Genomic DNA, 12973 nt, shown 5'->3' with positions numbered 1-12973 from the left:
GGTGGTCTTGCCTTCATCACGATTTCTGTGATGGAACTTGAGCCTGTTGGATGGTGCGACGAGATACGGCTGCGCGTGAATCCTATTCTCGTCATTCCGGCGAAAGCCGGGATCCAGTGACTTCCGCTTGCTGCCCACCCTGCCCGCGGGTCAATACGAGATGCATGAGGCGCTGGATTCCGGCTTTCGCCGGAATGACGACTCAAGCGATATCTCGAGGCGCTTCGTCGGCTGCAAGTCCGGCGACTTCTGAACAGTTTCAAGGACCGCTATGTTTTCTGCGCCGAATCCCGCACGCGCTTCGCACGCATCGCCCCGCTGGTTCGTCCCCGGCGACATCAACGGCTTTTTCGGCCTCGTCGTCGACAACCTCTCGATCCTCGGCTTCATCGCCGCGGCGCTGGTCGGGATCTTCGGAGTGCCGGCCGACATCGTGTTCGGGCGCATGTTCCCGGGCACGGCCTTCGGTGTGCTGGTCGGCAACCTGATGTACACCTGGATGGCGCGCCGCCTCGCGCAGCGCACCGGCCGCGACGATGTCACCGCGATGCCGCTCGGCCTCGATGCGCCGACCAGCATCGGCATGGCGCTGCTGGTGCTCGGCCCGGCCTTCGTCGCGTTCCGGCAGCAGGGCATGGACGCGAATGCGGCCGGCATCGCCACCTGGCAACTCGGCATGGCCTCGCTCGTGGTGATGGGCGCGCTGAAACTCGTGCTGTCGTTCGCCGGCGACTGGATCACCCGCGTCGTGCCGCGCGCGGCGCTGCTGGGTTCGATCGGCGGCGCGGCGCTGATGCTGCTCGGCTTTCTGCCGCTGATCGAAACGCTGCGCTCGCCGGTCGCCGGCTTCGCGACGCTCGGCCTGCTGCTGTACGTGCTGGTCGCGCGTGGGCCAGTGCCGCTGCGCCTGCCCGGCGTGCCGTTCGCCCTGCTCGTCGGCCTCGCGCTGTACTACGGCCTCGGTCTCGCCGGTCTGTCGCCGGGCTTCGCCTTGCCCGATGCGAACTGGCCCGCGCCGGCGCTGCCGTGGCCGAATCTCGGCTTCGTCGACGGCCTGCCGGCGACGCTGCCGTACCTGTCGCTGCTGCTGCCGTTCGGCCTGCTGATGGTCGTCGGCGGCATCAACGTCAGCGAGAGCGCGCGCGCGGCCGGTGATGACTACCGCACGCGCGACGTGCTGCTGGTCGAAGCCGTGTCGACGCTGGTTGCCGGCGTCTGCGGCGGTGTCGCCCAGACCACGCCCTACATCGGTCAGCCGGCCTACAAGCACATGGGCGCGCGCACCGGTTACACGCTGCTGACCGGTCTGTTCATCGGCATCGGCGGCATGCTCGGCCTGGTCTCCGGGCTGGTGCAATGGCTGCCGGTCGCGGTGCTCGCGCCGATCATCGTCTTCGTCGGCATCGACATCACCGTGCAGGCCTTCCACAGCACCAAGCGTGAGCATGCGATCGCGGTGTCTCTGGCGTTCCTGCCGGCCATCGCCTATCTGCTCAACATCAAGTTCGGCAATCCGGCGTGGATCGATCCCGAGCGCATGGCGGCGCTGTACGCCCAGGTCGATGCCGGTCACGGCCTGCCGGAGATGGCGACGATCGTCGTGCTCGGCAACGGCTTCATCATCACCGCGATGCTGTGGGCGACCGCGCTGGTCGCGCTGGTCGACCGGCGCTCCGGCGTGGCGGTGGCGACCCTGCTGGCGGCCGCCGTCGCGACGCTGTTCGGCGTGATCCATTCGGTGCATCCGACCGGCGCGCTGGTGCTGCCATGGCAGCTCGACGGCCTGCGTCAGGCGATCGCGTTCCAGTTCGCGGCCGCCTATGCGGTGCTCGCGGTGCTGGTCGGGCTGCTGGCGCTGCAACGGCAGCCGACGCCGCCCTCGCCGGACTGATCGCACCGGGCCCGCAGGCGCTATCCTGCGCCGCCCGGATCCGACCTGCCGCGCGATGACGCCGACCCTCTACCAGACCCTGCTCGGCGCCGCGTTCTTCCGCCTGCCCGACGCCTTGCGCGCGCTGCACGGCGTGCACGGCACGGCGCGCTACACGGGCGAGGTGACGGTCGTGCGCGGCACCGGGCTGCTGGCGCGCCTCTGCGGGCGTCTGGCGGGCATGCCGAGGGCGATGACCGGGGCGCCGATCACGGTCGACTTCGCCAGTGGTCCGCAGGGCGAGGTCTGGTCGCGCGTGTTCGGAACCCCGCCGAAGGCCTCGCGCATGCGCTCGCGCCTCTCGCATCGCGATGGCGAGTTGCGCGAGCGCATCGGGCCGATGCACTTCCGGTTCGTGCTGCACACCTGGGACGGCACGATCTTCTGGAATGTCGCCGGGGCGCGGCTGCTCGGCGTGGTGCCGCTGCCGGCCGCGCTGTTCCGCGACATCCGCTGCAACGAACGGGACGTCGACGGGCGCTACGCGTTCGACATCGAAGCCGCGCTGCCGCTGGCCGGTGCGGTGGTGCGCTACCACGGCTGGCTGCTGCCCGAGTCCGCCGACGCCGCGTGACCGCGGCCTTGCGGCGGCTTCGCCGATAATGGAAGGCCCGACCAACAGAGCCCGTGCCATGACCGCACACACCCTTGCCGACCTCGCCAGCGTGCCGGGCGTCGCTTCGCGCGATGCCGCGACCCGCGAATTCGTGTTCAACCACACCATGCTGCGGATCAAGGACCCGGTGGCGTCGCTCGATTTCTACACCCGCGTGCTCGGCTTCACCCTGGTGCGCAAGGCCGATTTCGAACAGGCGAAGTTCTCGCTGTTCTTCCTCGCGCTGGTCGACGACACCGCCGGCATCCCCGACGACGAAGACGCGCGCCGCGAATGGCTCGCGCGCCAGCCGGGCGTGCTCGAGCTCACCCACAACCACGGCACCGAATCGCAGGACGGCGCGGTCTACCACGACGGCAACAGCGACCCGCGCGGCTTCGGCCACATCTGCGTCAGCGTGCCGGACGTGCGCGCGGCGTGTGCGCGATTCGAAGCGCTGGGCGTGCCGTTCCAGAAGCGCCTGACCGACGGCACGATGAAGTCGATCGCCTTCATCAAGGACCCGGACGGGTATTGGGTCGAGATCATCCAGCCCGCGAAAATGTGATGTCTTCCGCCGCAGGCGGATAGCGCTTGCGCTCCTCTCTTTGGAACAGGGGGAGAACTATCGGTGGATGCCGACGTGGGAGGGTGGCGCTTCGCCGGTATCGCGTTGTGTTGAAGGTCGCGTGCTAGGAGCACCCTCACCCCAACCCCTCTCCCGGAGGGAGAGGGGCTCAAAGCGCATGCGGCTCGACATCGCGCGATCTATCGGATGCACAACGCGCACCAGCGGACCAGCACCTCTCCCTCCGGGAGAGGTCGACGCACGCAGTGCGTCGGGTGAGGGTTGAACGTCAGCAGCAACGCCTGCCGATCCGCGGCATCGCGAACCAGACGATCAACCTTCGCGCGCGGGAGATGACGGGTTTACTTCACTCTAACCATCTTGCGAAACGCGACGGCTCAGCGCCGCGTCGCCGCCAAGCGCGACAAGAAATCTTTCCGCCACGCGTGGATGTCGTATTCGCGGATCCGCGTGATCATCGACTGCCAGCGCTCGCGTCGCGCTTCCAGAGGCATCGTCATCGCGGCCGCGATCGCATCGGCCACACCGTCGCTGTCGAAGGGATTGACCAGCAAGGCGCCGTCGAGTTCGCGCGCGGCGCCGGCGAAGATCGACAGCACCAGTGCGCCCGGATCCTCGGCGTCCTGCGCGGCGACATACTCCTTCGCGACCAGATTCATGCCGTCGCGCAGGGGCGTGACCAGCGCCATGCGCGAGAGGCGGTAGAAGCCGGTCAGCGCGGGATGCGGATAGGTGCGGTTGACGTAGCGCAGCGGCGTCCAGTCGGGCTCGGCATGCGCGCCGTTGATGTGGCCGGCATATTGCTCGAGCTCGCGGCGCAGCGTGCGGTAGCTGGCGACGCCGCCGCGCGAAACCGGGGCGATCTGCAGATAGGTCAGCTTGCCGCGCTGGTCGGTGTGGCGCTCGAAGAAGCGCTGGATCGCGCGGAAACGTTCGGGCAGGCCCTTCGAGTAGTCGAGCCGGTCGACCCCGATCGCCAGTGCGCGGCCATTGAGGCTGGCCTGCATGCGCTTGGTCGTCGCGCTGCGCGCCGCGGTTTCGGCCAGCGATTCGATCACGCCGGCATCGATACTGATCGGGAATGCAGCCGCGGTGAAGCGACGGCCGTCGTGGTCGCGCAGATCGCCCTGGCCGGCCACCTGGCCGCCCCGGAACAGGCGGATGTAGTCCTGGAAGCGTTCGAGGTCGCGTTCGGTCTGGAAGCCGACGAGGTCGTAGGACGACAGCGCGCCGAAGGTCTTCTCGTGGTGCGGCAGGCCGGCGACGATGTCGGCCGACGGAAACGGCACGTGCAGGAAGAAGCCGATACGCGCGCCGACACCACGCTTGCGCAATTCCTGCGCCAGCGGGAACAGGTGGTAGTCCTGCACCCAGACGATGTCGTCGTCGCGCAGTTCCTTCGACAGCTTCTCGGCGAACAGCGCGTTGACGCCGCGATAGGCGGCCTGGGTGAGCGCGTTGTAGTCGACGAGATCGAGCCGGAAGTGCAGCAGCGGCCAAAGCGTGCGGTTGGAGAAGCCGTTGTAGTAGCCCTCGTAGTCCTCGCGCGACAGGTCGACGGTCAGATACTCGATGCCGTCCGCGTCCTGCCGGTGCATGTCGCCGGAATGTGCGCGTGCGACCTTGCCGCTCCAGCCGAACCACAGGCCGCCGGTTTCCTGGAGCGCCGCGTCCAGCGCGGTCGCGAGGCCACCGTTCTGGCTGGCGCCGGGCAGCGCGACGCGGTTGGAAACGACGACCAGGCGGCTCACGCGGCCTCCTGCCAGGACCGCGACAACCGCATCGCCGCCATGATCAGGCCGACGTGCGAATAGGTCTGCGGGAAGTTGCCCCAGGCCTCGCCGGTCTCGAACGAGAGATCCTCCGACAGCAGCCCGAGATGGTTGCGGCGCGACAGCAGGGTCTCGAACAGTTGCCGCGCCTCGTGCGTACGACCGATCGACGCCAGCGCGTCGATGTACCAGAACGTGCAGATCGTGAAGCTGGTCTCGGGCGTGCCGAAATCGTCGGGCGTGACGTAGCGGAACAGGCCGTCGCCATGCCGCAGCGACTTGCCGATCGCCTCGACTGTGCCGATGAAGCGCGGATCTTCCGGGGTCACGAAACCGAGGTCGGCCAGCAGCAGCAGCGAAGCGTCGAGCCGGTCGCCGCCGAAGGCATCGGCGAAGTGGCCGAGCTGGGCATTCCACGCTTCGCCGAGAATCCGCTCGCGCATGCCGTCGGCGCGCTCACGCCAGTAGCCGATGCGGTCTTCGATGCCGAGCTGCCCGGCGATGCGCGCCAGACGGTCGCAGGCCGCCCAGCACATCACGGCGGAATAGGTGTGCACATGCGCCTTGCCGCGGAATTCCCACAGGCCGGCGTCGGGCTGATCGAAGAGCTTGAACGCGAGTTCGCCCAGCGGCTCGAGCTTGCGAAACGTCGCCTCATCGCCGCGGTGTTCCAGCCGGCGATCGAAGAACAGTTGCGTCGAGGCGAGCACGACGCTGCCGTAGGTATCGTGCTGACGCTGCACATAGGCGAGGTTGCCGCGGCGCACGGGTCCCATGCCGCGATAACCCTCCAGGGCCGGCATCGTTTCTTCGGTGAGTTCGTGTTCGAAGCCGATGCCGTAGAGCGGCTGCATGTCGCCGTCGTCGCTGACCGTCAGGTTGAAGATGTAGCGGATGTACTCCTCCATCGTCCGCGTCGCGCCGAGACGGTTGAGCGCACGCACGACGAAGGCCGAGTCGCGGACCCAGCAATAGCGGTAGTCCCAGTTGCGTTCTGTATCGGCCGCCTCGGGAATCGAGGTCGTCATCGCCGCGATGATGCCGCCGCTGTCTTCGTACTGGCACAGCTTCAGCGTGATCGCACTGCGGATCACCGCCTCCTGGAAATCGAGCGGGATCGACAGGTAGCGCACCCACTCGCGCCAGTAATTCGTCGTGCGGTGGATCGCGTCGCGTACGAATTCCGGCAACGGCTGGGTCAGGGTCTCGTCGGGACCCAGCAGGAAGTGCAGGTCGCGGTCGAGCACGAAGGGCAGGCCGTCGCGCAGCAGGCGGATCGGCAGATCGGTCGTCGCGCGCAGGTTGAAACCCGGCAGCACGAAGCGGATGTGGTTGCTGCCCCAGGTGCTGTCGGGCACGCGCGCGCCCCAGTCGGCGAGCGGGCGCAACAGCACACGGATGCGCGGGCTGCCCGACAGCAGGCGCACGCGGCGCATCAGCATCACCGGGCGATAGAAGCGGTCGTGCTGGCGCCAGCGCGGCGCGAAGTCGGTGATCTCCAGCGACGCGCCGTGACGGTCGTACAGCACAGTGCGCAGGATCGCGGTGTTCTCGACGTAGCTCTGCTCGCTGCGTTCGAAATCGTCGAGTTCGATCGACCAGTCGCCGTGGCCTTCTTTGGGTGACAGCAGGGCGCAGAACGCGGGATCGCCGTCGAACGCCGGCAGGCAGGACCACACCAGACGCGCGTTGCGGTCGAAAAGCGCGCCGAAACTGCCGTTGCCGACGAGGCCGAGGTCGAGGCTGGGGGCGAGCGGTTGGGTCATCGTGAGGTCTCCGGGTTCGGGTCTGCGGGCACACCGAGCCACGCATGGACTGCGGCAGGATCGGACAGACGGAAGCGGGCGGCGCTGCCGGCACGATCGCCGACCAGCACGCTGATGCCGCCAAGGGCGTTGACGGCGCGAAAGCCCGGCTCGTCGGTGAGATCGTCGCCGGCGAACACCGGCACGCGGCCGGCGAACGGTGCCTCTTTCAGGAACGCGAGGATCGCGCTGCCCTTGTCGGCATGGCGTGGGCGCAGTTCGATCACGTGGTCGCCGGGCTGCAACTGGTAGTCGGGCAGTCCGCTGAGCGCCCCGGCGGCGAACGCACGCAGCGCGAGTTCGGCCGCGGCCTTGTTCTCGGGCGCGACCATCCGCCAGTGCAGACCCAGCGCCGCGCCCTTGTCTTCGACCAGCGCGCCCGGGTGCGCTTCGATCAGTGCGATCGCCGCATCACGTGCGCGCACCAGCGCAGGCGGCACATCGCCGGCGATACCGGTGTGTCCGAGACGGCGTCGCTCCACGCCATGCAGCCCGGCGGCGGCGAACACCTGCGGCGCGAACAACTGGTCAAGCGTGGCGAGATTGCGACCGCTGACCAGCGCCAACGCACCGCCCAGGGCCTGTTGCAGCAAGGTGAGACGCGTGAGGAGCGCGGGCGGCACTTCGACCGCATCGGGACGGGGCGCGAACGGCAGGAGGCAGCCGTCGACATCCAGGAACAAGGCCGCATCCATCGGCAGCGCGGGCGGCAGGGGCAACGCGGTCGCGGCCGGTGCGGGGAAGGGTGGGGTGGCTTCCGGGGATTGGCGCATTGCAGCATGATGGCCACGCAACCGGAAAACCGATGTGAATCCCGCCAGCCCACCCGAGCCATCCACTGGGCCGCACAAGGGGCCGATCGTCGTGTTCGACGGCGTCTGCGCGTTGTGCAGTGGCTGGGTGCGCTTCCTGCTGCGCCACGACCGCCGCGCGCGATTCCACTTCGCTGCGATGCAGGAGACCGTAGGTCACGACCTGCTGGTCGAACACGGCATCGATCCGGCCGATCCGGTGTCGTTTCTGCTGGTCGACGGCGATGCCGCCTGGCACGACAGCGATGGCGTCATCGAAGTGCTGCGTCGCCTCGGCGGTGTCTGGCGCGCGGCGGTGCTGCTGCGCATGGTGCCACGCGCGCTGCGCGATCCCGCGTATCGCCTGCTCGCACGCAACCGTTATCGCGTGTTCGGGCGCAGGGAGACGTGCATGGTGCCGCCGGCGGAGGTGCGTGCGCGCTTTCTGTAAGTCCGAACCGGGGGCTGCTGGAACCGACGACGCGGGCGTCTGCTTGTTCGCCCCCACCCAACCCTCCCCCGCAGGCGGGGGAGGGCTTTGTTTCCTGCGCTTCGGCGCTCGTTGCTCAATCTTTCCGCGGGAGGAGAGATCAAGCCCTCCCCCGTTCGCGGGGGAGGGTTGGGTGGGGGCAAATCATCAGATCGAGGGATGACCGGTTACTGGTAGCTCCGCTTTCGCTCCCGCCTTTCCGTAAGCAAGCAGCAGATCGCATCGGAATCGATCTCAATTTCCGGGCACCAATCGAATCCGAAGACCCGGACATCTGCCCGTTCGCCCCCACCCAACCCTCCACCCGTAAAGGGCGCAATGCCCCGCAAGCGGGGGAGGGCTTCTGCGTCCCGCGCCGGGCCCACTGCTCAACCCTTGCGCAGGCGGGAAGGCCGAGTTCTATTCTCCAACGGGCGGAGGGCCCTGCTCCCTGCGCTTCGGCGCGCACCGCTCAATCCTTCTCCGCAATCCCCCCGTCCAGCTCCGGGTAATGCCGGAAGATTCCGTTGGTGTTGAACGCAAGCCTGCGCCCCGATGCCAGATACGCGGCGATGTTCGGCCGCTCCGCGATCCGCGCCTCCAGCCTGCGGAGCTGCGGAATCGTCGGTGCCAGCGCGGCCATCGCTTGCGGATACGCGTAGTCGAGCCCGCGCACGATCTGGAACAGCGACAGGTCGACATAGGAATGGGCGCCCAGTGCATGGCCGTTGCCGCGTCCGACCACCTGTTCGAAATAGCCGAGGAACTTCGGCAGCCGGTGCGTGCGCAGATCCAGGGCGCGACGCGTCGCGGCTTCCTCCTGGTCCTCGTAGTACGCGGCGCTGGCGATCGGATGGTGACTGTCGTGGATCTCGGTCACCAGGTCGGCGATCGTGAGCTGTAGCTGCAACGCCTGCAGTTGCGCAGCTTCGCCTTCGGGCACCAGATCGAGCCGGGGGCCAAGGAAGTGCAGGATGTTGGCGACCTGGGCCACGACGAGATTGCCGGATGCCAGAAATGGCGGGGCGAATGGACGGGCGCCGTCCCGTTCGCCGTCGAGGAAGGGCTGCAACGCGGCGTTACCCGCCTCACGGGCGACATCGACGTAGCGCGCACCGGCATCTTCGAGTGCTAACCGGACGAATTCGCCGCGCCCCTGGATGCCGGTCCAGTAATAGAGCTGGTAATCCATGTGCCGCTCCGGGGTGGGGAAGGGCGTAACGTAGGCCTGGCCCCGCAAGCATCGGGTGAGCGACGCGGCAGGATTCCGTCAATGCAGGCGGCCGCGGCGGGCACGGCCCCGCTTGCAACCCGCGGCTTCGACCGCATCTGAGAGACATTGCCGGCGTCCGCCGGCCCTTCATTCTTCGAGGATTTCCCGATGCGGATGGACAAGCTCACCTCGCGTTTCCAGCAGGCGCTGAGCGACGCGCAGTCGCTGGCCGTGGGCCGCGACCACAATTTCATCGAACCGGTGCACCTGTTGCTGGCGTTGCTCGACCAGCAGGGCGGCGGCACCCGGCCGCTGCTCGGCCAGGCCGGTGTCAACGTGCCGGTGCTGCGCGAGCGCCTGACCGAGGCGATGGAGCGGCTGCCCAAGGTGACCGGGCAGGCCGGCCAGCTGTCGGTCGGCAACGACCTCTCGCGCCTGCTCAACGTGACCGACAAGCTCGCGCAGCAGCGCGGCGATGCGTTCATCGCCTCCGAACTGTTCGTGCTGGCCGCACTCGACGACAGTGGCGACGCCGGCAAGGCGCTCAAGGCCGCCGGCGCCGACAAGGCGCGACTCGAAGCCGCGATCACCAAGGTGCGCGGCGGCGAGAGCGTCCAGGACGAGAATGCGGAGGAGTCGCGCCAGGCGCTGGAGAAATACACGATCGATCTGACCGCGCGCGCCGAGAGCGGCAAGCTCGATCCGGTGGTCGGCCGTGATGAAGAGATCCGCCGCACGATCCAGGTGCTGCAGCGCAGGACCAAGAACAATCCGGTGCTGATCGGCGAGCCGGGCGTCGGCAAGACCGCGATCGTCGAAGGCCTGGCCCAGCGCATCATCAACAACGAAGTGCCCGAAGGCCTGCGCGGCAAGCGCGTGCTGTCGCTCGACATGGGCGCGCTGATCGCCGGGGCGAAGTACCGCGGCGAGTTCGAGGAGCGCCTCAAGGGCGTGCTCAACGATCTGTCGAAGAACGAAGGCCAGATCATCCTCTTCATCGACGAGCTGCACACGATGGTCGGCGCCGGCAAGGCCGAAGGCTCGATGGACGCCGGCAACATGCTCAAGCCCGCGCTCGCGCGCGGCGAGCTGCACTGCATCGGCGCGACCACGCTCGACGAGTACCGCAAATACGTCGAGAAGGATGCCGCACTGGAGCGTCGCTTCCAGAAGGTGTTCGTCGGCGAGCCCAGCGTCGAGGACACGATCGCGATCCTGCGCGGCCTGAAAGAACGCTACGCGGTGCACCACGGCGTGGAGATCACCGATCCGGCGATCGTCGCCGCGGCCACGCTGTCGAACCGCTACATCGCCGATCGCCAACTGCCGGACAAGGCCATCGATCTGATGGACGAGGCCGCGTCGCGCATCCGCATGGAAATCGACTCCAAGCCCGAGGAGCTCGACCGCAAGGAGCGCCGGCTGATCCAGCTCAAGATCCAGCGCGAGGCGCTGAAGAAGGAGAAGGACGCCGAGTCGAAGCAGCGCCTGGCCGATCTCGAAGCCGAGATCGCCACGCTAGAGCGCGCCTACAACGACATGGAGGAAATCTGGAAGGCCGAGAAGGCGAGCGTGCAGGGCGCGACGAAGATCAAGGAGCAGATCGAGGCGGCCAAGCACGATCTCGAGTCCGCGCAGCGCACCCAGGATTACGCGCGCATGAGCGAGATCCAGTACGGGCGCATCCCGGAACTGGAGAAGCAGTTGCAGGCCGCGCAGGAAGCCGAAACCCAGGGCTTCACCCTGCTGCAGGACAAGGTGACCGCGGAAGAAATCGCCCAGGTCGTCGCGCGCTGGACCGGCATCCCGGTCAGCAAGATGCTCGAGGGCGAGCGCGAGAAGCTGCTGGCGATGGAGGCGCAACTGCACACGCGGGTGATCGGCCAGGAAGAGGCGATCAAGGTCGTCTCCGATTCGGTGCGCCGCTCGCGCGCGGGTCTCAGCGATCCGGACCGTCCGACCGGTTCGTTCCTGTTCCTCGGTCCCACTGGCGTCGGCAAGACCGAGCTGTGCAAGGCGCTGGCCGAATTCCTGTTCGACAGCCAGGACGCGATGGTGCGCATCGACATGAGCGAGTTCATGGAGAAGCACTCGGTCGCGCGCCTGATCGGAGCCCCCCCGGGTTACGTCGGCTACGAGGAAGGCGGCTACCTCACCGAGGCCGTGCGGCGTCGCCCGTACAGCGTGATCCTGCTCGACGAGGTGGAGAAGGCGCATCCGGATGTGTTCAACATCCTGCTGCAGGTGCTCGACGACGGCCGCCTGACCGACGGCCAGGGCCGCACGGTCGATTTCCGCAACGTCGTGATCGTGATGACCTCGAACCTCGGCTCGCACCAGATCCAGGAGATGAGCGAGCGCGGCACCGATGCCGACAGCGCCGAGGGCTACACGCAGATGAAGGCCGCGGTGATGGGCGTGGTGCAGGCGCACTTCCGCCCGGAGTTCATCAACCGGCTCGACGACATCGTGGTGTTCCATCCGCTGCAGAAGGCGCAGATCCGCGAGATCGCGAAGATCCAGCTGCGAGGGCTCGACAAGCGTCTGGCCGAGCGCGGTTTGCGCATCACGCTGTCGGACGCCGCGTTCGATCTGCTCGGCAATATCGGTTTCGACCCGGTCTACGGCGCGCGCCCGCTCAAGCGCGCGATCCAGCAGCAGTTGGAGAACCCGCTGGCGCAGCGCATCCTCTCGGGCGCATTCGTCAGTGGCGACACCATCAAGGTCGATGCCGCTGGCGGGCAGCTGGCGTTCGAACAGGGCTGATTCCGTCCGCGTCTGCGCCGGTCCATCGCATCCGCGGTGGCCGGCGCTCGGTTGCGATGACGTCGTCGGAATCGCAGCGCCTTGACGCATGCTCACGCGGCGACTGCCACGATGGCGTTCGTCCGCAGCCCGAGGCACACCCATGCGCATCCTGATCACCGGCGGCAGCGGCTTCATCGGCAGCGCGCTGACAGCCCGTCTGCAGCGCGATGGCGGGCACGTCACCTGGCTGTCGCGGCGCGCGTCCACGCCGTCGCCCGAAGGCGTCGAAGTTCGCGACTACGCCTCGCTGTGGGCCGACGATCGCTTCGATGCGGTGGTCAATCTCGCCGGCGCGGGTATCGCCGACGCGCGATGGAGCGCGTCGCGCAAACAGACGCTGCGCGATAGCCGCCTGATTCCGACCGGCGTGCTGACCGACTGGATCCGCACCGCACATACGCCGCCGAAAGTGCTGCTCAGCGGTTCGGCGATCGGCTGGTACGGCGCGCAGGGCGATGCGCCGCTGGACGAGACCAGCGCGCCACATGAGGAATTCCAGCATCGCCTGTGCGCCGAATGGGAAGGCGCCGCGCGCGCGGCCGAGGACCGGGTGCCTGTGGTGCTGCTGCGCACCGGCGTGGTGCTGCATCCGGCCGGCGGCATGCTGCAGCGCCTGCGGATGCCGTTCCAGCTCGGCCTGGGCGCGCGCCTCGGCGATGGGCGCCAGGTGCTGAGCTGGATCGCGCGCGAGGACTGGATCGACGCGGCGGTGTCGCTGCTGCGCGCGCATCTCGACGGCGCAGCCGATGCGCCGACCGGCGCGTTCAACCTCACCGCGCCCGAGCCTGTCGCCAACACCCGCTTTACCCGCGCGTTGGCCGATGCCCTGCGTCGACCGGCGCTGCTGGCGGTGCCGGCGAAAGCCCTTGAACTCGGCCTGGGCGAGATGGCCACGTTGCTGGTCGACGGCCAGTGCGTGCTGCCCGCGCGCCTGCAGCAGCGCGGCCACGCATTCGCCTGGCCGCAGCTGGAGCCGTACCTGGAATCCGTGCTGCGCTGAT

Annotated in this window: 10 protein-coding genes; 6 read left to right on the top strand and 4 right to left on the bottom strand. The window is 68.0% G+C overall.

Annotated features, from left to right (window positions below):
- The first annotated feature begins 271 nt into the window (after window positions 1-271).
- The 3 genes from J2W68_RS02315 to gloA are packed head-to-tail and all read left to right on the top strand — an operon-like array spanning window position 272 to window position 3093.
- Complete coding sequence (locus J2W68_RS02315) at window positions 272-1891, top strand: hypothetical protein (protein ID WP_310232351.1); 1620 nt, start codon at window positions 272-274, stop codon at window positions 1889-1891.
- A gap of 55 nt (window positions 1892-1946) precedes the next feature.
- Complete coding sequence (locus J2W68_RS02310) at window positions 1947-2504, top strand: DUF4166 domain-containing protein (RefSeq protein ID WP_310232348.1); 558 nt, start codon at window positions 1947-1949, stop codon at window positions 2502-2504.
- Between the two features lie 58 nt (window positions 2505-2562).
- Window positions 2563-3093 carry a lactoylglutathione lyase gene (gene gloA / locus J2W68_RS02305; protein WP_310232347.1) on the top strand — a complete coding sequence of 177 codons (531 nt, stop codon included), beginning with the start codon at window positions 2563-2565 and terminating at the stop codon, window positions 3091-3093.
- Between the two features lie 398 nt (window positions 3094-3491).
- On the opposite strand, the gene J2W68_RS02300 is transcribed toward gloA, so the two are convergent.
- From J2W68_RS02300 to otsB, 3 genes are read right to left on the bottom strand one after another with little or no spacing between them, the layout of a single operon-like run.
- Entirely contained in the window at window positions 3492-4865 is a 1374-nt protein-coding gene (locus tag J2W68_RS02300; RefSeq protein ID WP_310232345.1) for an alpha,alpha-trehalose-phosphate synthase (UDP-forming), read from the bottom strand.
- Window positions 4862-6652, bottom strand: coding sequence for a glycoside hydrolase family 15 protein (locus J2W68_RS02295; RefSeq protein WP_310232342.1), 1791 nt, complete (start codon window positions 6650-6652; stop codon window positions 4862-4864). Before J2W68_RS02295 ends, J2W68_RS02300 begins: the two co-directional genes overlap by 4 nt.
- Window positions 6649-7464 (bottom strand): trehalose-phosphatase, encoded by an 816-nt coding sequence (gene otsB, locus J2W68_RS02290; RefSeq protein ID WP_430539649.1) that lies wholly within the window; start codon window positions 7462-7464, stop codon window positions 6649-6651. Before otsB ends, J2W68_RS02295 begins: the two co-directional genes overlap by 4 nt.
- Window positions 7465-7498: 34 nt before the next feature.
- Between otsB and J2W68_RS02285 the strand changes: the two genes are divergently transcribed.
- A complete protein-coding gene (locus tag J2W68_RS02285; protein WP_310232340.1) occupies window positions 7499-7933 on the top strand; it encodes a thiol-disulfide oxidoreductase DCC family protein in 435 nt (144 codons plus the stop codon).
- A 490-nt stretch (window positions 7934-8423) separates the two neighbouring features.
- On the opposite strand, the gene J2W68_RS02280 is transcribed toward J2W68_RS02285, so the two are convergent.
- Window positions 8424-9143, bottom strand: a complete 720-nt coding sequence (locus J2W68_RS02280; RefSeq protein ID WP_310232338.1) for a glutathione S-transferase — start codon at window positions 9141-9143, stop codon at window positions 8424-8426.
- Window positions 9144-9332: 189 nt separating this feature from the next.
- On the opposite strand from J2W68_RS02280, the gene clpB reads away from it, so the two are divergent.
- Complete coding sequence (gene clpB / locus J2W68_RS02275; RefSeq protein ID WP_310232336.1) at window positions 9333-11930, top strand: ATP-dependent chaperone ClpB; 2598 nt, start codon at window positions 9333-9335, stop codon at window positions 11928-11930.
- Between the two features lie 142 nt (window positions 11931-12072).
- Window positions 12073-12972 (top strand): TIGR01777 family oxidoreductase, encoded by a 900-nt coding sequence (locus J2W68_RS02270; RefSeq protein ID WP_310232333.1) that lies wholly within the window; start codon window positions 12073-12075, stop codon window positions 12970-12972.
- Window position 12973: the final 1 nt, after the last annotated feature.

Origin of the sequence: Luteimonas terrae (assembly GCF_031457535.1) — a bacterium.
GTDB lineage: Bacteria > Pseudomonadota > Gammaproteobacteria > Xanthomonadales > Xanthomonadaceae > Luteimonas > Luteimonas terrae_A.
This window is presented reverse-complemented; position numbering and strand designations above follow the sequence as displayed.

Excerpts from the sequence above, each read along its gene's own strand:
- J2W68_RS02270 (WP_310232333.1), top strand. The coding sequence starts at position 12,073 with ATGCGCATCCTGATCACCGGCGGCAGCGGCTTCATCGGCAGCGCGCTG.
- J2W68_RS02315 (WP_310232351.1), top strand. The coding sequence starts at position 272 with ATGTTTTCTGCGCCGAATCCCGCACGCGCTTCGCACGCATCGCCCCGC.
- otsB (WP_430539649.1), bottom strand. The coding sequence starts at position 7,464 with ATGCGCCAATCCCCGGAAGCCACCCCACCCTTCCCCGCACCGGCCGCG.
- gloA (WP_310232347.1), top strand. The coding sequence starts at position 2,563 with ATGACCGCACACACCCTTGCCGACCTCGCCAGCGTGCCGGGCGTCGCT.
- J2W68_RS02280 (WP_310232338.1), bottom strand. The coding sequence starts at position 9,143 with ATGGATTACCAGCTCTATTACTGGACCGGCATCCAGGGGCGCGGCGAA.
- J2W68_RS02310 (WP_310232348.1), top strand. The coding sequence starts at position 1,947 with ATGACGCCGACCCTCTACCAGACCCTGCTCGGCGCCGCGTTCTTCCGC.
- J2W68_RS02295 (WP_310232342.1), bottom strand. The coding sequence starts at position 6,652 with ATGACCCAACCGCTCGCCCCCAGCCTCGACCTCGGCCTCGTCGGCAAC.
- clpB (WP_310232336.1), top strand. The coding sequence starts at position 9,333 with ATGCGGATGGACAAGCTCACCTCGCGTTTCCAGCAGGCGCTGAGCGAC.